The organism is Agrobacterium sp. 16-172Ci, assembly GCF_053522725.1.
The window spans coordinates 90,788-108,793 of the sequence record NZ_JBNWBW010000016.1; the positions used below are offsets into that span (position 1 = coordinate 90,788).

Consider the following 18,006-nt stretch of genomic DNA (forward strand, 5'->3'; position numbering starts at 1 on the left):
ATCTCATGCGGCGAGTTCGTTCGTCTCCACATCACCGCGCGCCGATTTTCCCAGCGCCTCCTCAACCTTTCGCAACGCATGGCGCTTTTCCGCCAGTTCATCCGCGAATGCAAAGGCGCCACCCTGCCGTGACTGGTAGGAGATCAGCCGGCGTTTGTATTCCTCCAGCCGCTGGCGATAGCGCTCCCGCTCCTCCCCGAACCCGTCGAGCGCATGTTCGAGACGAGAGATAGCTCCAAGCGGCGCGACGGTCACCGGCAACTCAATTTCATAATCCGCGCCGGTGCGTTGAAGCAGGGTCTGATAGTGGTAATTGTCACCACGCCCGAACGTTTCGGCATCGTAGACGAGATCGAAGCCACCGATGGAAGCAATGTGAATCTCCCCTTCATGCCGCAACTGGACGAGGGTGAGGATTTCCTTCATCAGCGCCCTCCCCGCCTCCTTACGCTCTCTATAGGTCTCGCCCTTGACGTTGATCGCAAAAGCATCACCTGAGGTCGGCACAAGCCGCTCGATATCAACTGCGATATCGCCAAGGCGACGGCCGGCGGTTTCGATCTCGCGCTCGGCGTCGCGGACCTGCCGTTGCACGGCAAAGAGATCGTCGTCATGGGCGGCACGCAGCCGTTCCAGCCGCGCAATGTCGGCCTCCAGCCCCGCCTTTTGCATCAGGCGCTCGTCACCACTTGCAATCGCCTTGGCCATGGCGAACTGGTTGGCCTGCCCCTCGTTCAGGTCCTCCAGCCGGCGGATCGAGGTATCACCCGAAAGGGCCGCGGCAATGAACCTCGCCTTGCGTTCGTTGTTCTGCCACATGGTGGCGTCGAGTGAGCCTTGCGTGGCATAGGGGTAGATCTCGACCTCGTCGTGCTGGTTATCCTGTTACTCGGTGATTAATCGAAAGGTCTCGTACGCGCCTCGGTGATTGGCATCGCATGAATTCCGGTATCGACAGGAAGAAGCCGCCATCAAAGCAGCAGCGGCGCCTCGGGCGCAGCTTTCTTTTTCGCCCATAGCTCGCTTGTCCGCTCCATCGTCACCAACTCGGGCGGAAATGTCCGCTTCCGGAATGCGAGCGCAGCTGCGGTGGCTGGCCGAAGCGCAGCCTGATGTCGTCTGTCTGCAGGAACTCAAGGCGCCGGACGAGAAGTTTCCCCGCCGGGAAATCGAGCGTGCCGGCTACGGCGCCATCTGGCATGGTCAGAAGAGCTGGAAGGGCGTTGCGGTCCTTGTCCGGGATAGGAGCCGCGCGAGACAAGCCGCGGCCTCCCGGGCGACCCCGACGACAGTCACAGCCGTTAAATCGAGGCTGCCATCAATGGCCTGATCGTCGGCTGCCTTTATCTTCCGAACGGCAATCCAGCACCAGGGCCAAAGTTTGACTACAAACTCCGCTGGTTCGAGCGGCTACATTCCTATGCCGCGGGGCTGTTGGAGCTTGATGTGCCCGTCGCCCTTGTCGGCGCTTTTAATGTGATGCCGACCGATCTCGACGTCTACAAACCCGAGCGCTGGCGAGACGATGCCCTGTTTCGGCCGTAAGTACGGGCCGCCTATGCCGAGTTTATTGCCATAGGCTGGACGGACGCCGTCAGGCTGCTGCATCCCGAACAACGGATCTATACGTTCTGGAAGTATTTCCGGAAAGCCTTCGCGCGTGATGCCGGTCTGCGCATCGACCATTTTCTTCTCAGTCCGTCACTACGGGAGCGACTGCAGACCTGCGGTGTCGACAAACATGTGCGTGCCTGGGAGCACACCAGCGACCATGCCCCGGTCTGGATTGAACTGGATGATGATTAGTCCGTTGTCGCCAAACCCATCGATGACAGAGGAGCAGACAGACAATGGCAGAGGGACAAGAGTTTGATGATGCGGAGTTTGCAGACCAACTTTCCGCGATGACCGACGAAGAACTGTTTGCGCTGATGCAAAAGCTCGAAGACGAAAGCGAAAATACCCCCTCCAAAGACCGTGACAGCAGCGAGGTCTTTGTCAGGATCGCCATGGTTGAGATCACGATCGAAGAGCGATTTCCCGGACAGCTATTGGTGCCATATAAGGACTGGCAGCAGCGGCGGATCGATATCTGAGGAGCGAAGATCGTGACAAATGGACCCGACAATGCCGAACTACTGTTCAAGCGTCTGGATGATCTTGTCGCCGAGATTATCGACCGGTTTGCGAATGAGGGCCATCGAACGGTCACGGTGATCGAAACGCTCCAAGACGTCATTGCAAAACATCGCTTGGCTTACGACCGTGACCCGATCCGGCTGAAGACGTCGAGGAGTCAGCGAACGATTGGCCCGCCGCGGCGAGCCCCGTCTGCGGGAGCCAACGTTCAAAGCCGATATCTGCGTCGGCCCGCTGACCTGCACCTCAGCGGTCCGCGAGCAGACTTGATGGTCGCGTCGGTTCTGGTGCGATGCAGTTCCCTGCGGGCGGCCCATCTTCTGCGAACAGTTCGACAAAAAGTTGGTCTGGCTCGCTCTGGCCGCCGCACTCAACCGCTCGAGACGATCGACCACCGTCTTGATTTGCCGCATAGCAGCATACCAGCTGCAGCTTTTGCCAATCTCGTCTGATGATGTCGGCGACAATCTGATAGGGGGTAGCGGGGCCAACCTCAATTGCCGGCCCTTTGCTGCGGGCGATTGCGGCCTTGCCCTGCGACGCGCTTAACGAAAATCATGTCTTTTCGTCAACCGATGGGAGATCCTTTGACTGGACCTCGGCGCGGCTTGCCTTGCGAACGTCCTTCAGATGAATATGAACGATGCGGTCGCCGAACCGCTCGATGAGCTTCGCGTAGTCGAATCCGGCTGCCGCGGCGTGTCCGGTGTCAAGAAGAAGCCCAGTTTCCGGCCCAGCTTCTCCAATGATGTCGGATATCTCTTCGAAGGTCTCCGCGACCATCATGAGGTGGTGATGATAGGCAAGCCTAGACGCGTTCCACCTTAGAACCCTCTGGAGGTGGAACGCTCTCTTGAACGTGAACCTTCGAAAATCATAGACCTCGCGCATTCGGGCTTCGGTGAAGGAACCGGCAGTGGCACACTAAGCAATTGATTCAGCAAATTTTCCTGTTCCGAAGCTGACAAATGGTAATCTTCCGATGGAATTTCTGGCCCCGATTTTGGACCTCTCGATAAGTCCGGTTCACCGAACAACGATTGCGGGTCAATAAACCCGTTAGTAGTATTGATCGAATAATCCCGTACCAAATGCCCTTGTACATCTTCGTCGAAGATACTCTCCGACATTGAACTCGTTCGCCCTGAGCTACCTCTGAAAGAGCCGCCGGGCGCCTCCCCCGCAAGTCGCTCTTGATCATCATGTATTGCCACAGAAACTGGGGCTGGCGCATTAGGAAGGAAACTTAAAAGTTCTTGCTGTCCTGGAGCTGGCTGATGATTGTCCGAGGATGAAGACATCACCGGTCCTTCGCAAGCCGTTTCTCCAACCGCCGTGTGCAGATTTCCACTCGGGTGTGCCGGCTCTCCCCGCGAGCCAAACACCTTAGTTATTTCCGGCGACCCGGGATGCGGTAACACCAACGGCTCTGGCTGGGAGAAATGTCGCAGCCGCTGATCATTCTCCTTGTGCCCGTCAGATTCATTATCGCGCCGGAGGGTGAGATGAGCTAACCCTTCGTATGGGCGAGGTCCGTTCGCTTGAAGGTCTGGATTTGACAACAGCATGTTTGCTGGCTTGTATCGTGATTGAGAATCTAACCATCCTTCCAAGTTCCGTTGGGGAGACGATGATGTTTGTCCAGCAACATCAACATGTTGATCTGTCACACGCGTGACGTCAGCTTCGACGTGATCAGGGTTGGCTTTGGCTAGGTGCGACTGCTGTGCGAAATGAATGTCATCAGTCTCCGGGAGGGGCGAACCGGGAATCGCTGCCCGCTCCTGCCAGATCTGGCGATGCGCACCGGATTCAAAACTACGCAGTCTCTCAGCCTCGGATTCTCGCTCGCTGAGCGCCGCAAATTTCCGGTAGACCGTCACCCCGAGTATCTTTTTTGAAACCTTCTTGAGGCCCGCGCTGAGATATTCGGTTTCGCTCCTGTAGATCTTGCCGAAGGTATGCTTGGCACTCTTCAATTGTCCGGTAGCTTCATCGTAGACAGCAGACCGCTTGTTATAGAGCCGTCGATGGCTCAAAATATCGCGGCCCATTTCATTGCCCTCCTTGTCCAGAAGGGACCTAAAAGATTTGTTGAAAGCGCCACCAAGTTTTTGAATCTTCGTCTGGGAGGTTTGACGATTGGGTGCCTTCACTGAAATCTTGGAAAAGCCGACATGGTTGCTGCCGATACGCTCGAGGTTTCCGTGATCGTCCCGTTCGAATGTCTCCCGTCTGAAACCGTTTCGACGGGTTAGATCGCGATAGAGCCGGTCGTCAGGGCCGCTCCGATACGGCGCGCCCATTTTCTCGGATACAGGTTGAAAGAGCCTGCCACGGTTGGCGTACCTTGTGCGGATCAGGTCGCCATTTTCGTCGCGCTCCCATTTTTCCTCAAAACGTCCGTCTTTGTATTTCACGTGCTTCATGCGGAGTGTGCCGTCCGCAGCATACAAATGGCTGCTGACACTTAACCAGGACTTCCTTTCATATAAACCCAAATAGACTTCCTGCGTCACCGGGTTACGCTTCAGAACCGTTTTGGTTTTGCGAAGTCTACCGTGCTCACGCGTTAATTCTTTATGGTTGTCTACTCGAAGCCGGTTATTTCCAAGAATTTTATAGCCTATTTCGCCTCGAAACCCTACGTCGAGTTTGTCGACTATCGCCATATCAGCAGCATACTTTCGCTTCCTATCGGGACTCTCCAGTCTGGCTTGCCGCTTGAGCGCCTCTTCTTCGGTAATCAATGCTTTTCGCATTTGCTCGACAACGCGCTGAGCAGAACGGCGCATATCTGCCGTAAGCGACTTCGCAAAACTTTTCTTTGTAGTGTTCACCATGATTGAGCCCTTTCATTGGCAAACCCGGGTCAAACGAGCTTCCTCGTTGACGCGGCAGCAGGAACGTCAAAAGCTGTTGACGCTTTGGCTACGCGGTCGACTTTCGTATATCCTGCGGCTGTCACTGATTGGACGCGACGCCGGCTCTGGCCGAACGAAATCACGTGAATATTTGTCAGTTGCTTCACCAAGCACCCCCGCTGCATCGGGTGGCAGCCTTAACTGCAAGCGCTCATATTCCGCGACGCTGGTGTACGTGCCAGTTCTCTGACCATTCTCATTGCGATCGGCGACGATGACATCTTTGGTGGACAAATTTTGCAGTTTTTCAGGAGACAAGTCATGAATGTCACGTAACTCTGGGCCATTTAAGACAATAACCGCTGCCTGCGCGTCAAACTTTTCGAATTTGATACTAGCCGCATGGCTTTGCCGACCCATCGATGCGGGTAAACCAACCCGGTTCATCAACTCGGTGAAATGTGCAGGGTCAGAATATTCCAATCTGGGCGGCGACAGATAGCGGTTGCCGTCGCGAGCAAGCAACTGAACGCGATCCCACAGTTCTCCCTTTTTCAAAGCTTGCGCCCAAGGCGAATTGGGTGCGCTTTGCATTAGGAAGTCAACGCTCACATGACGGTCGCGGGTCAAACCGCCCTGCCCGTCTGGCTGCTGTCCCATATTTACTGTCGCAGTTGGAAACTGCCGATTGTGAGCTCTATTTTCCCCAACGAATTCCGCGAAGCGAATATCCGCACTGCCCCGTTCCCAGGATTCCAGATATTTCGAGTCATGCATAATGCCTGACTTTGACTTCAATTTGATCTCAGTCTCGTCGCCATACCTGCGCTTGACGGTGTGTTCAAACTCGCTGAACTGTTTGTTGGCGTAATTGTCGCCGGCAAACCTGTACACGAAGTGGATGTCATTTTGGGGAGTTTTGATCATAATATCGGGCAGCAGCGAACCAGCCTGGAGTTCGTGTTGATATCGCTTTTGAATTTCCCGGCGCCCGTATTTTTCTGTTTGTACGTATCGGTCTTCAGGTCTTAGTTTATAATTCCGGTCGAGCTTTATGTTCTTATCTGTTTGATAAAAGATCTCTGTGCCCGTGATCCCCATATCAGCGTGCGCATGATTCCATACGTCCAACTTGTACTGAAACCGCAGTTTGTTACGTTCCTTCGCCTCCATCATCCCCCATTTTTCCTCCAGTTGCTCTGGAACGCTAATCTTGTCGAATGCGAGAGGTGGCGGGTAGTAATTACCGGCTCCGTCCCTGTAGAGACGGCAGCACGCGTTAAATTCCGCCTTGGTGGGCATTTGGTCGAGGTTGCCTTTGGCAATACCAGTAAAAGCATCTTGTCCCGTTTGATGCACGAGAATGTATTCGTCCGGGCGCCGATCGTTGCCTGGCAAAGACATGTTCGAGAACAAGACGGACAGCTCTTTTTGAATCTCAGCTTGATTTCCGTGCTCGCTGCCAGAATAAAGGCTGGAGGAGGAGTCGACCGATCCATAATCCAGACGTGGGCTTACAACTTCCGTTCGGGTAGGGCTCCCTGATTGTACGTCTTCGCCATTCGTCATCTGAATATCGGAGATGGTGTTGGAACTGATATTCGCCTTCTTCCAACGCCTGGGGTCAGTGTCATCATCATTTTCGATGTTGTGACCGCGACCCACATAGACATTCTCATTGCTAGACGGATCCATCGTCTCACTCCTTCTGACCAGCAAGATTGTCTTCTGGGAGCGGGCACCGATGGACAAAGTCCTCCAGCTCGATCATAGCGAGATCCAGGTTGGTAAAACCACTCGGCGGATGACTGCCGCTCATTTCCTCTATGAGAGACTCCGGTCTCTCTATCGGCGAGGTTGTCCTATTTTTGTTCACATGCGGCTTGATGATGGCCATATGTTCTCTCCTGCAAAATTGCGGTTTTCTAGAAAATCCTCCGCAACCCGAGACAAAGCTGCTTTGCTACTTTGAGCAAAGCCGGGGGCGGAACTGTTTTGATCGGCGCCACCACTAGACGATCCACTTATAAGGTCCGTCGTCCGTAACCTCTTATCGGAATTTTTAAGTCTCCGACCGGGAAGTCTGGCAAGTGCTCATATCTCCAAAGTACCATCCATACCCGGGTCTTGAAACGGATATCGCGTTTCAACTGCAATGAGCAGGCAATAAATGATGCCACAATCGAGCTAAAAGGGAGGAACTGGAAAGACAGGACGCACGCGGCCTGACCGAGGCCATCGTATCCCTGTGAGCATTTTTGGCGACGAGCAGCCGGTCGACCAGCGGCAGAATATCAACCAGCGATCGATGCGAATACTGCAAATGATCACTATATTGGCGACTTATCAGCGTTTAAACGCTTTGTCTTGAGCTCGATCACGCGGATCATAAACTCGTCGATCATCGAGCTCGTCAATGGCTTTTTCAGTCTCTGCTTTGGATCGAGCTTTCGAAGGCGACGTGCTTATCAAGCGCGCAGTTCGGTCTAACGCAGAAATAACTTCTTTTTTTTTCCGTCTTACGCCGACTGATTTGGCCTCAAGATCTTTTTTTACGTCATATAAGGCCAAAAACTCGCGATACACTTGCTGCTCACGCTCGAGAGTCGGCCATTTTCCAGTCAATGCTGTTTCGCGGGCAAGAACAGCTTCGGTTTGACCACGGGGACCAAGATGCAGCAATTGAGGGGCTTCGTTTTTATCCGGCGGAACAAGGACAGGATCGCGGCTCACTGTATAGTTGTAGCTCGTTGTTGCCACTTGAATTGGCAAGGCAACACCATCGGGCGATTCACTTTGCAGGCCATCGCTAGCGAGTTGGTGCGCGTAACCCAATTGGTTCAATTGATACCCATTTGAGGCCGTCGCGCCTTCCGAGCGCGCAACGGGGTCCGACAGAGTTGCCCTTTGATCCGAGCGATAGCTTGTGTCATCCGGCCATCCGCGCCCGACAAGTTTGGTCCGTCCTCTCCCGGTGCCAATATGTTGGCGATGAAGCCCCTTATCCTCAAGGTAGGCGGGCATGGGCCTTTCGAGACGCCGGCCCTCTTTCGTCGCTCTCGCAGTATCGTGGACAGCCTTGAACCCGAAAATATGCTCCGACTCATACGCACCGGTTTCGGTCGCGAGCCGCGCTCGTTCATTTTTCCGGCTCCCATAGGTGCCAATATTGTCGCTTCTTAAGCGAACAGTCTTTTCTGGCGAAGGGCGCGGAGCCTCCGATCCAAATTCGTTAAGCAACAGTCGCCTTGTGCTGGAATTCACGTCATGGATAGAAGCTGTAACGGTTCTGTCGCTTTTGGAGCCTAGCCGCTTAACTCCACCCGTGCGATCGACGGGATCGCTGGCGGTGATATTTTCCGTATTGTTTGCATCTGACCCAGAAGCAGTAAACCATTGCACAGGCCTCGTTTCAGATTCTGAACATGCTGCGAATTGCCTTTGAGACGATTCTGGCACCTGCTCCCTTACTAGGTCGGAACGACGATAGATTGATTGATCGTCTAAAGGGACGTCTGATCTATCCGTCAAGCTTGTGTACGACGGGCGACCAAGCGCGTCGCTATCATCAAGCGGATCGCGCTCATCGGCAATCCAGGCTGAGGGATCGATTTCTGCCAGACGAGCGTTCACTACAAGATTTTGCCATCGCGGTTGGGCTGGCTGCCGCCATTTTTCGTAAGCCTTTCGTTCCCTGTCTCCGAGCGACTTTCCTTCATATAAGAAAACCGGTGAGGACGACTGACCAATCGCTTGGGTCGTAACAGCGTCACTTTCAGTCCTGGCCTGGTGTGCATCTAAGATGAGATCTTCCCAAGTCGGGCGTTCCCTCTTACTCCAGCGTTCATAAGCAGTTCGCTCAGGTGCTCCGAGCCTTGTGCCATCATACACAAAAGAATCGGAGGAATCTGTCCGTTGACCAATGGGGCGTTGCGAACCGCGTTCCGACGCGGGCAGAGCCTCCCCGCGCTCTTCAAAGCAACCTTTTTGACCTTCAATCCAACCAGCATGGCAAAGTTCTGCCATACGCGCGTTAACAACGAGATCTTCCCAGGTAGGCTGAGCGTCTCCTTGCCATTGTCTGAGAGACTGCCGTTCCGGCTCGCCCAAGGGAACACCGTTGTATTCAAATGATGATGAAGATGTTTGTGAATCAAAAAGCCAAGCAGAGTCATTGATCGAGGAAACGCGTGCCCTCAATACCAAATCTTTCCACGTGGGTGGCTCCGCCTCGGCCCAGTCACCATATGCAGAACGCTCGGCTTCCCCGAGCTTCATCCCGTCATATGAAAACGATCCGGATGAATTCTCATCATCAATTAAGTTGCTCCGCTTTCGCTTCAATGAAATTGAACTTGTATTCTTCGATCCTGCGAGGGATGTATACTCGCCGGTAATCCCGTGTGGACGGCCAAGTTCCGTCAAGCGTGCGCTGACAACAAGGTCTTCCCATGTCGGCTGAGCGTCCTCTTGCCAATTTTCGTAGGCCTGTCGTTCCCCGATGCCCAGAGGCATCCCTTCGTATCTGAAGGTTGAGGGGGTGTCCTCTTCTAAATCTCGGAGCCAGGTCACATCGTCAATCGGATCGACACGTGCCTTGATTATAAGATCTTTCCAAGTGGGCCGGCCCGGTTCGCACCAGTTCTCGTAAGCCGCACGCTCGGCAGGACCAAGTCCAACACCATCATAGGTAAACGACACGGAAGTAGACTGGCTGTAGTCGGTTTGGACCTCAAACGAGGCATCAACCTGATCCCGAGAAGGTTCGGTTAAAAAAGGGGCGGTAGTACTTCCGCCAGGAACGTCAGGAAGCGCGTCAGCCGAACCTCTTATGTGAACTTTCGACTTTCCTGTCATACCGACACCTCGTAAAGGGCCAATTTGGATCTGGCGTACACTTTGTTGAACCGCAACATGCCGCCTGAAACGAATTGCACCATTAAGATCATTTCGCAGGCTATGCCGGTGCGGACCTCGATCTTTGCTGAAGTGCAATAATCTGGTCCAACAATTGCTGTTGAGCGGTCAGAGCGAGCGTCAATTCTGGAGGCACAACCGATTCCGGCGGTATCTCGCCCGCATCGGCTTGTTCCTCGTCACCATTTATTCCCATCACGCGTTCAGGGATATCAGCACCGACTTTAACACTTCCATGGTCCTCGGCCACAGTTCTGTTTTGCGGTGCAGCATCCTCATTAAAATTTGCTATCGGAGCCAAGTGGTATTGAACTTGATCGTTGCTATAGTCGGAAAGCATCAAGGGTGCGGGCTCAGGCAGAGAGCCCATCTGGCGTTCGAAAAGGCCTTTCAGCGTACGATCGGAATAATACTGCACCTTTCGTAATTTGAGTGGAGGTCGCCCTTTGATGAGAACGATTTCACTCTGATCGTCTAGCAGGCGCACTTGTTCGGGGCGCAAAAGGGCTGCACCTTGATCAGAAATCTGGATGTTGTGGTCGAACATTCTGGCTTGACTGTAAGAGGTCGAACGCGCTTTAAACGTATATTCGCCGATAGCTTTTGAGATGTAGGTTGGAGTTTCGTCATCAGCCGTGGCCATAAATACTTGTACGCCAGTATTGCTCAGAAAGTTTTGTTTTCCTGCGTCATCGTATGTGCCCGACAAGGCCGAAAGACTTTGAATAATAAACATAAAGCGGCCTCTGTAACCGGCGATGGTTGTGATCGCGGTCTCTATGGCCTCAAGCTTGCCCAGGTGTTTGAATTCGTCGAGGAGAAATAAAACTTCATGGCACTCGTCTTCACCTGGCAGCGATCTCTGCAAGATTGACACGAGCTGCTGAAACATCAGGCGCATAAGTGGTGCCAAGACCTCCAGATCGTTGGGACTGACACAAAGATAAATGCAGGTCTTCTTCCTCCGGAGATCGTAAACGGAAAAGTCTGACCGGCTTGTCGCTGCTTTGATAAGCGGATCAGCCCACAGGTTCAGTCCACCGTCGCCCAGCACAGAGGTGTACGATGTCAGAATTTTCGTGTCGTTGCCCGCCATATTATCGAAGATACGCTGAGCCTCTTTGTTTAGGCTTTCCTCCGCGAGTTGCGCAAAAAGCTTATACTTTTCGCCAGGCTGCGCAAATAGGTCATATACCGCGCCAATCGTTGGTGTGCCACGCTCAATGCAGGTAAGGATTCCCGCGACGAACAGGTCACGTGCGCCGTCAATAAAGCCTTCTGCTCCCTTTCCCTTAGCCGTAATAAGGTTCGCAGCTAGACGGCGTGTTTCAGTGAACTGGCGTTCGGGCGGAAGTGCGGCAATATCCAGGACCGGATTGTAACAATGAGTCTTCCGCTCAGGATCTAGGGGGGAGAACTTGAAAACTGCGTCGCCGCTCGCTTTGCGTGCTCTGGACGTCAGTTCAAACAATTCTCCCTTGACGTCAAGGGCGATTACCGAGCCCTTGAAGGTCAACAGCGTTGGAATGACGATGCCGACGCCTTTGCCAGCACGCGTTGGCGCGACGACAAGACTGTGTGGCTGTTCGCCATTGGTCAAATAACTGCCGAACCAAAGGGGACCACATGTCTTTCCAAAGATCGGCCCCTTGATGCGACTGTAACGCTGCAGATAACCAGCATGCCGCATTTCGCCAATTTCTGCCCAACGAGCTGTCCCATGATGCTTCTGATTGCGCAGCGATATGATGAGCTGACTTGAAAGAACGATCAGCGAGGTAAAGATGACAACAGATAAACCACGCCAGAAGACGGTGCTGGCATAACCCAAGTAAAGCGGGGTCTCATACCAAAAAGCGAAAACGTCGAACGTCATCATCGCTTTGCCGTTGAAGCCCCGGCGGAACGTTACATAGCAGCTGGCCGCACAAAAACCGGCTGCCAGCGAACATACGATGCTCAGGGTCATACGCTGGGGCGAAGTCTTGCTGGAGTTCATGACTTCACCGAAATCTTTGCACCCATCGTCAACGCGCTCCGGGTCTGGCAGCAACTGCAAACAATATAGTACGTATGCTTTCGCAATCTTCGAGCAAACGCGGTTCCAATCTTTTCATGTAAGGTTGGCGTCGCACCATGACTGCCACGTCCTTTCTGGGGGTCGCGCGTTTCAGGGCGGTCTTCTGCGTCAGCGGGCAGTCTTCGGTCGGAATTGACCCTTGATATACGTGTACTAAGGGGTACGGATGCGAGCGTTTTGCCGAGCCCGCCTTGCTTGGGAACAGGGACTGCCCTGCCGACTTTGGCAGTCACATTTCTTGCGTTATTTCGCGTCTCAAAGTCATAAGCGGCCGGAGCCAGGTCATTGCTGTTTATTAGCGATAATGGCGCGATCGCAGACCAATGAAGAGTAGCCGCCATGTACCGCAGACCAGTCGACGCTCTTCCCGAGGAATCACGCAATATGGCTGCATTTGGTAATCTTGATGAGCTAGTTGGAATCGGCCTATCCCTAACATTTCCTTGAACATTGGACAGTGCAGAGCAAGAGGCGGATGCGGCTCCACGCCGTTCGCCTGTCAGCCCGACGGAGGCCGGGCGAGCAGAGCGTATCGTGAACTGACCATTTGCCATTATTCCGTCCTTCCTGTCTCTAGGTCCCCCCCGCGCCCATCGTCGCGACGATTACCTCTTGCACGTTTGCGTCCACCCAATTCTCCATCGTGACGGTCACGCGGACGCGTTGGAGAAGCTTCCGGTTGCTCGGTACCGATGGAAGCAGACACCGGATCAGCCGCCTTGTTGCTGTCATCGCGACCGTCGGGCTCACCGACATTTGCCTCGGAATCAACTTGCGCAGCCTTCAATCTTTTACGGTTTACTCCGCTCGGACCTGCCTCCTCGTCATGACGTCGTTTTGACCGCTGCTGGCGCTCGACTGTGTGCATGGCAACGTCAGTCACCGGGCGAGAAGTATCGGAATTGCCGCTTCGTTTGGGCACGCTGGCTTCAGCGACATACGAAGTCTCAATCCCGAAATGCCCAATTACAGGGATTTTGGACGCGGATGGTTGGGCACTCCGCTCGCTCTCCAATGGTACGCGGATCCGTGCGTCGGCTTTGATGCTGGAGCCGGCGGGCTCCTGGAAACGGGCGTGCGGTTCAAGCGGTTGTCTGTCATGTCGGGTTGCACGGTCCGGTTCGCCGGTAGATGCGTCCGATCGAAATGGATCGAACGATTGACTGAGGTCCCGACGATCTTCCTCAGGCGAGGTCTCATCAAAATCTGTATCTTCGAGTTGAATCTTTTGAGCCTGCATCCGCTCAAGGCGTCGATACTCAGCATATGTGATTGGTCGCTCTGCTATTCCCCTTTCTGCTCGCGAAGTCGCATCCAGGACTATGCCGTGACGAAGTGAAATCTCTGCCATCTTTTTCCGTAAGCCGTCATAATTCAGCTGGGGATGGCGCCTGGATATTTTCAGCCACCCCTGCCCCAGAAGTTCCCGACGATTGACCACGACATGTAAATGTGGATGATCGCGGTCGACGTGGTAGGCTGTCAGATAGTTATAGCGGCCACCCCCGTATCCTGACCCAAACATCTCGGCTGCCCATTCCCGGCTTGCTTCATAAGCTGCGGTTTGGTCGGTACCTGCGGGGAAGCTTACAATAATGTGTGTTGTTAAGTCTTGTTGCCTGTCATCGTCTGACTGACTTTCGTCATAAATCCCGGCCTCCGTAACCCAGCTTTGGGCAAGCTCACGGATTTGATCCGGCGGAACGGGAATATCGAGATGCCGGGCTGAACGCTGCAGTTCCAGCTTTCCCTTTCGGGACAGGTACTCCAGCTGATTGATTATCTGCTGAAGGCTCTTGGTTCCACCTCCTGGCACAATGCGAATGATTACTTGAGCGCGATCGGGCATCCAATTTTCTCCCGTCAGGTGCGTGGTCAAGTGCTACAAGGCACCTTTCAGTAACGAGCGACCGTCGATCCGTCGCCGGGATACGGACAAAATGGAGCGCAGTAGTCCATCGAGGGCGGCGAAAGCCTCGCCAAAAGCAATACGTTCATCTCGCACAGCCTCCAGATCCGATCGAGGGTCTTCGGCGTAGGCAGATAGAAGCATGGATACATTGCTTGAGAGTATTCCGATGGACTGAAGTATGGCTTCCATCTTTTCTCGTGTGTCTGCATCTATTTCGAGAAAGCCCCCGATGCGGCGCACCGCAACGCGAATTGCCATACTATCCGAAAGTCCCAGCAGGCGCGCTTGATAGCAAAAGGTTTCATACTCGGCCGATCGCAGACGGGCACTCACGACCTTGAACCCTTCAACTTTCAGGGATCGATGCTGGTTGATGGTAGTCTCACTCGACGTGGCTCTAGTGTGTTTTGACATAGCTTCCTCCAAAGAAAGCGGAAGGTCTGGATACTCCAGCACGAAATGTGCCCGGGTAGACGGATGGAAGTCTAGCCCTGCTCAATATGAAATCAACAGTACATTTACAGGCAATACTGAATATACTTGCTACATTTGCAATTGTCTTATAACGAATGTGAAATAAAAATAGTGTAGCAACGCTTTTACTCATCGATAATCACAAAAACATTTATACGAACAAAAATACAAATGCACTCCGGTTTCACAGGATAGGCGGGATCAGAATATGCAACTTTTGACGTTTTGTTCTTTCAAAGGGGGTGCTGGCAAAACCACCGCACTCATGGGCCTTTGCGCTGCTTTGGCAAATGACGGTAAACGAGTGGCCCTCTTTGATGCCGACGAAAACCGGCCTCTGACGCGATGGAGAGAAAACGCCTTACAAAGCAGTACCTGGGATCCTCGCTGTGAAGTCTATTCCGCCGACGAAATGCCCCTTCTTGAAGCAGCCTATGAAAATGCCGAGCTCGAAGGATTTGATTATGCGTTGGCCGATACGCGTGGCGGCTCGAGCGAGCTCAACAACACAATCATCGCTAGCTCAAACCTGCTTCTGATCCCCACCATGCTAACGCCGCTCGACATTGATGAGGCACTATCTACCTACCGCTACGTCATCGAGCTGCTGTTGAGTGAAAATTTGGCAATTCCTACAGCTGTTTTGCGCCAACGCGTCCCGGTCGGCCGATTGACAACATCGCAACGCAGGATGTCAGAGACGCTAGAGAGCCTTCCAGTTGTACCGTCTCCCATGCATGAAAGAGATGCATTTGCCGCGATGAAAGAACGCGGCATGTTGCATCTTACATTACTAAACACGGGAACTGATCCGACGATGCGCCTCATAGAGAGGAATCTTCGGATTGCGATGGAGGAAGTCGTGGTCATTTCGAAACTGATCAGCAAAATCTTGGAGGCTTGAAGATGGCAATTCGCAAGCCCGCGTTGTCGGTCGGCGAAGCACGGCGGCTTGCTGGTGCTCGACCCGAGATCCACCATCCCAACCCGACACTTGTTCCCCAGAAGCTGGACCTCCAGCACTTGCCTGAAAAAGCCGACGAGAAAGACCAGCAACGTGAGCCTCTCGTCGCCGATCACATTTACAGTCCCGATCGACAACTTAAGCTAACTGTGGATGCCCTTAGTCCACCTCCGTCCCCGAAAAAGCTCCAGGTTTTTCTTTCAGCGCGACCGCCCGCGCCTCAAGTGTCGAAAACATATGACAACCTCGTTCGGCAATACAGTCCCTCGAAGTCGCTACAAATGATTTTAAGGCGCGCGTTGGACGATTTCGAAAGCATGCTGGCAGATGGATCATTTCGCGTGGCCCCGAAAAGTTATCCGATCCCTTCAACTACAGAAAAATCCGTTCTCGTTCAGACCTCACGCATGTTCCCGGTTGCGTTGCTCGAGGTCGCTCGAAGTCATTTTGATCCGTTGGGGTTGGAGACCGCTCGAGCTTTCGGCCACAAGCTGGCTACCGCCGCGCTCGCGTCCTTCTTTGCTGGAGAGAAGCCATCGAGCAATTGGTGAAGAGGGACCTATCGGAACCCCTCACCAAATATTGAGTGTAGATTTGAGGCCGCTGGCCGCGTCCTCAGTCACCCTTTGAGCCAGATAATTAAGAGCCAAATGCAATTGGCTCAGGCTGCCATCGTCCCCCCGTGCGAAACCTGCACGTCCGCGTCAAAGAAATAACCGGCACCTCTTGCTGTTTTTATCAGTTGAGGGCTTGACGGATCCGCCTCAAGTTTGCGGCGCAGCCGCAAAATGAGAACATCTATACTCCTGTCGTAAACCTCCTCGTCGCGTACTCGACTGGCAATGAGAAGTTGCTCGCGCGATAGAACGTCGCGGGGTTTCTCTAAAAACGCGAGGAGAAGATTGAACTCACCTGCCGTAAGTTTCACCTCACCGCCAGCTTCGGACATCAAGCGACGTTGCCTGAGATTAAGTGTCCAGTCAGTAAAACAAAAAGACCGTCGGTCTTTGGAGCGGACAACGTTGGGGCGCACGCGCAAGGCAACCCGAATGCGTGCAAGAAACTCTCTCGTACTAAACGGCTTAGCGATAAAATCACTTGCTCCTAGCTCGAGTGCAACAACTTTATCCGTCTCCTCAAGGCGGTCGCCACTGATAATTATGATTGGAATATCAGACTTTGCCGCCAGATTTCGAACGATCTCAAGCCCATCTTCACGACCTAAATTTAGATCAACAACCACGACATCGACCGTCGCGGAAGAGAGTACTCTAGTGAACTGGGTGCTGTCGGCTACCGCGGTCACTTTGAAGGCGTGGATCGTAAGGTATTCGATAATAAGATGCCGCATAGCGACATCGTCATCGATAAGAAGAACGTGTTTCAACGGCTCACCTTTCAATCTAAAATCTGAACCCTTGTTCACAGCGCTTGAGAAATTTTCACGTGAAGGATGTACAATCATCTCCAGCTAAATGGGCAGTTCGTCAGAATTGCGGCTGACCGCGGATGACGAAAATGCGAACCAAGTATTTCAATTTTATGACAAAAATTCTCAACCGTTGTTACAAGTGAAACGCTTCGAGGTTACAGCTACTATTGATTAAGGAGATCGCCTATGGTCTCGCCCCGGCGTCGTGCGTCCGCCGCGAGCCAGATCTCGCCTACTTCATAAACGTCCTCATAGGCACGGAATGGAATGATGACATCGATCGCCGTAGAGAGCATGTCAATCAGTGTGCGATCTTCCAAGCTAGCACCTTGGGCGCTACTTTTGACAAGGGAAAACAGTTTCTTGAATCCTTGGATTGGATTCGCGCCGTGTATTGTTGAAATCGATCCCGGATGTCCCGAGACGACTTCACTCATATAAGCCCATGCTGCATCGTCGCGCATCTCGCCAAGCAATATCCGGTCCGGCCGCATACGCAGACTTGCTTGGAGCAAGTGCTCGGCGCTCACAGCACCCAGCCCAACACCGTTCTTGGAGTAGAGTAGTCTAACATGATTATCGTGTGGAATGACGAGTTCGAGCGTATCTTCTATGGTGATTAGCCTTTCCTGGGGGGGGATGGCGCTGATCAAGGTCTTGCTCATTGTTGTCTTGCCGCTTCCGGTAGGGCCACATAGCAACATCGTCAGTCGGCTGACGACGCATGCGTGCAGAAACGCTTCCAAATCCCCGTTGTCAAAATGCTGAAGGATAGCTTCATCATCCTGATTTTGGCGTTTCCTTCGTGTCTGCCACTGGTTCCACCTCGAAGCATCATAACGGGAGGAGACTTCTTTAAGAGCAGAAACACGCGAGCTTGGCCGTCGAATGGTCAAGCTGACGGTGCCCGAGGGAACGGTCGGCGGCAGACAGATTTGTAGTCGTTCACCACCAGGAAGTTCAGTGGCGCAGAGGGGGTTACGTGGTCCGACATCCTGCTTTCTCAGCGCGCCCGCTAAAATAGCGATATCTTCAAGATCATCATAAGAGACGGGCAAAGGCATCTTGGTAAAAATGCCGGCTTGGCGCACAAATGCCTCTCCAGGTCGATTGATCGCAATTTCTTCAGTCTTCGGGTCATCGAGCCATTCCAAAATCGGCTTCAGAAGAAAGCGTAGTTGCGGATCCACTTCCATTTACAATGTATCCTGTCTCTAAGCGGAA

General features: G+C 53.3%; 14 protein-coding genes and 2 pseudogenes. 4 read left to right on the forward strand and 12 right to left on the reverse strand.

Annotated features, from left to right (window positions below; genetic code table 11):
- Window positions 1-3: 3 nt before the first annotated feature.
- Window positions 4-885, reverse strand: a pseudogene (locus tag ACQZ40_RS15485) (lactate dehydrogenase); the annotation flags it as partial.
- Between the two features lie 172 nt (window positions 886-1,057).
- Here ACQZ40_RS15485 and xth point away from each other — a divergent pair.
- A pseudogene (xth, locus tag ACQZ40_RS15490) lies at window positions 1,058-1,806 on the forward strand (exodeoxyribonuclease III).
- Window positions 1,807-1,850: 44 nt separating this feature from the next.
- The gene (locus ACQZ40_RS15495) at window positions 1,851-2,096 is read left to right on the forward strand and encodes a hypothetical protein (RefSeq protein ID WP_012478103.1); all 246 of its coding nucleotides are present in this window, start codon (window positions 1,851-1,853) and stop codon (window positions 2,094-2,096) included.
- A gap of 39 nt (window positions 2,097-2,135) precedes the next feature.
- Here ACQZ40_RS15495 and ACQZ40_RS15500 read toward each other — a convergent pair whose 3' ends face one another.
- The 9 genes from ACQZ40_RS15500 to virD1 form a co-directional block, all read right to left on the reverse strand.
- Window positions 2,136-2,552, reverse strand: coding sequence for a hypothetical protein (locus tag ACQZ40_RS15500; RefSeq protein ID WP_065657583.1), 417 nt, complete (start codon window positions 2,550-2,552; stop codon window positions 2,136-2,138).
- Window positions 2,553-2,694: 142 nt separating this feature from the next.
- Entirely contained in the window at window positions 2,695-3,030 is a 336-nt protein-coding gene (locus ACQZ40_RS15505; RefSeq protein ID WP_234900486.1) for a TIM barrel protein, read from the reverse strand.
- A complete protein-coding gene (locus ACQZ40_RS15510; RefSeq protein ID WP_172691048.1) occupies window positions 2,964-4,982 on the reverse strand; it encodes a virA/G regulated protein in 2,019 nt (672 codons plus the stop codon). Before ACQZ40_RS15510 ends, ACQZ40_RS15505 begins: the two co-directional genes overlap by 67 nt.
- Window positions 4,983-5,048: 66 nt before the next feature.
- Window positions 5,049-6,698 (reverse strand): type IV secretion system single-stranded DNA binding effector VirE2, encoded by a 1,650-nt coding sequence (locus ACQZ40_RS15515; protein ID WP_012478091.1) that lies wholly within the window; start codon window positions 6,696-6,698, stop codon window positions 5,049-5,051.
- A 4-nt stretch (window positions 6,699-6,702) separates the two neighbouring features.
- Window positions 6,703-6,900 carry a type IV secretion system effector chaperone VirE1 gene (gene virE1 / locus ACQZ40_RS15520; RefSeq protein WP_012478090.1) on the reverse strand — a complete coding sequence of 66 codons (198 nt, stop codon included), beginning with the start codon at window positions 6,898-6,900 and terminating at the stop codon, window positions 6,703-6,705.
- Window positions 6,901-7,349: 449 nt separating this feature from the next.
- Window positions 7,350-9,860, reverse strand: coding sequence for a virA/G regulated protein (locus ACQZ40_RS15525; protein WP_172691047.1), 2,511 nt, complete (start codon window positions 9,858-9,860; stop codon window positions 7,350-7,352).
- Between the two features lie 100 nt (window positions 9,861-9,960).
- On the reverse strand, window positions 9,961-11,919 hold the full coding sequence (virD4, locus tag ACQZ40_RS15530; protein WP_172691062.1) for a type IV secretion system ATPase VirD4: 1,959 nt from the start codon (window positions 11,917-11,919) through the stop codon (window positions 9,961-9,963).
- A 634-nt stretch (window positions 11,920-12,553) separates the two neighbouring features.
- Window positions 12,554-13,849, reverse strand: a complete 1,296-nt coding sequence (locus ACQZ40_RS15535; RefSeq protein WP_065657580.1) for a T-DNA border endonuclease VirD2 — start codon at window positions 13,847-13,849, stop codon at window positions 12,554-12,556.
- A gap of 33 nt (window positions 13,850-13,882) precedes the next feature.
- The gene (gene virD1, locus ACQZ40_RS15540; protein WP_065657579.1) at window positions 13,883-14,326 is read right to left on the reverse strand and encodes a T-DNA border endonuclease subunit VirD1; all 444 of its coding nucleotides are present in this window, start codon (window positions 14,324-14,326) and stop codon (window positions 13,883-13,885) included.
- A 268-nt stretch (window positions 14,327-14,594) separates the two neighbouring features.
- Between virD1 and ACQZ40_RS15545 the strand changes: the two genes are divergently transcribed.
- Both ACQZ40_RS15545 and ACQZ40_RS15550 read left to right on the forward strand, forming a co-directional pair.
- The gene (locus ACQZ40_RS15545) at window positions 14,595-15,290 is read left to right on the forward strand and encodes a conjugal transfer ATPase VirC1 (protein ID WP_012478084.1); all 696 of its coding nucleotides are present in this window, start codon (window positions 14,595-14,597) and stop codon (window positions 15,288-15,290) included.
- 2 nt (window positions 15,291-15,292) lie between these two features.
- Window positions 15,293-15,901, forward strand: coding sequence for a conjugal transfer protein VirC2 (locus tag ACQZ40_RS15550; RefSeq protein WP_012478083.1), 609 nt, complete (start codon window positions 15,293-15,295; stop codon window positions 15,899-15,901).
- 110 nt (window positions 15,902-16,011) lie between these two features.
- Here ACQZ40_RS15550 and virG read toward each other — a convergent pair whose 3' ends face one another.
- Both virG and virB11 read right to left on the reverse strand, forming a co-directional pair.
- Entirely contained in the window at window positions 16,012-16,815 is an 804-nt protein-coding gene (virG, locus tag ACQZ40_RS15555; protein ID WP_012478082.1) for a two-component system response regulator VirG, read from the reverse strand.
- A gap of 131 nt (window positions 16,816-16,946) precedes the next feature.
- Window positions 16,947-17,978 carry a P-type DNA transfer ATPase VirB11 gene (gene virB11, locus ACQZ40_RS15560; RefSeq protein WP_172691046.1) on the reverse strand — a complete coding sequence of 344 codons (1,032 nt, stop codon included), beginning with the start codon at window positions 17,976-17,978 and terminating at the stop codon, window positions 16,947-16,949.
- Window positions 17,979-18,006: the final 28 nt, after the last annotated feature.

Bases quoted from the DNA above. Each gene is read 5' to 3' on its own strand.
- ACQZ40_RS15495 (WP_012478103.1), top strand. From the start codon at position 1,851: ATGGCAGAGGGACAAGAGTTTGATGATGCGGAGTTTGCAGACCAACTT.
- ACQZ40_RS15500 (WP_065657583.1), bottom strand. From the start codon at position 2,552: ATGCGGCAAATCAAGACGGTGGTCGATCGTCTCGAGCGGTTGAGTGCG.
- ACQZ40_RS15505 (WP_234900486.1), bottom strand. From the start codon at position 3,030: ATGCGCGAGGTCTATGATTTTCGAAGGTTCACGTTCAAGAGAGCGTTC.
- ACQZ40_RS15510 (WP_172691048.1), bottom strand. From the start codon at position 4,982: ATGGTGAACACTACAAAGAAAAGTTTTGCGAAGTCGCTTACGGCAGAT.
- ACQZ40_RS15515 (WP_012478091.1), bottom strand. From the start codon at position 6,698: ATGGATCCGTCTAGCAATGAGAATGTCTATGTGGGTCGCGGTCACAAC.
- virE1 (WP_012478090.1), bottom strand. From the start codon at position 6,900: ATGGCCATCATCAAGCCGCATGTGAACAAAAATAGGACAACCTCGCCG.
- ACQZ40_RS15525 (WP_172691047.1), bottom strand. From the start codon at position 9,860: ATGACAGGAAAGTCGAAAGTTCACATAAGAGGTTCGGCTGACGCGCTT.
- virD4 (WP_172691062.1), bottom strand. From the start codon at position 11,919: ATGAACTCCAGCAAGACTTCGCCCCAGCGTATGACCCTGAGCATCGTA.
- ACQZ40_RS15535 (WP_065657580.1), bottom strand. From the start codon at position 13,849: ATGCCCGATCGCGCTCAAGTAATCATTCGCATTGTGCCAGGAGGTGGA.
- virD1 (WP_065657579.1), bottom strand. From the start codon at position 14,326: ATGTCAAAACACACTAGAGCCACGTCGAGTGAGACTACCATCAACCAG.
- ACQZ40_RS15545 (WP_012478084.1), top strand. From the start codon at position 14,595: ATGCAACTTTTGACGTTTTGTTCTTTCAAAGGGGGTGCTGGCAAAACC.
- ACQZ40_RS15550 (WP_012478083.1), top strand. From the start codon at position 15,293: ATGGCAATTCGCAAGCCCGCGTTGTCGGTCGGCGAAGCACGGCGGCTT.
- virG (WP_012478082.1), bottom strand. From the start codon at position 16,815: ATGATTGTACATCCTTCACGTGAAAATTTCTCAAGCGCTGTGAACAAG.
- virB11 (WP_172691046.1), bottom strand. From the start codon at position 17,978: ATGGAAGTGGATCCGCAACTACGCTTTCTTCTGAAGCCGATTTTGGAA.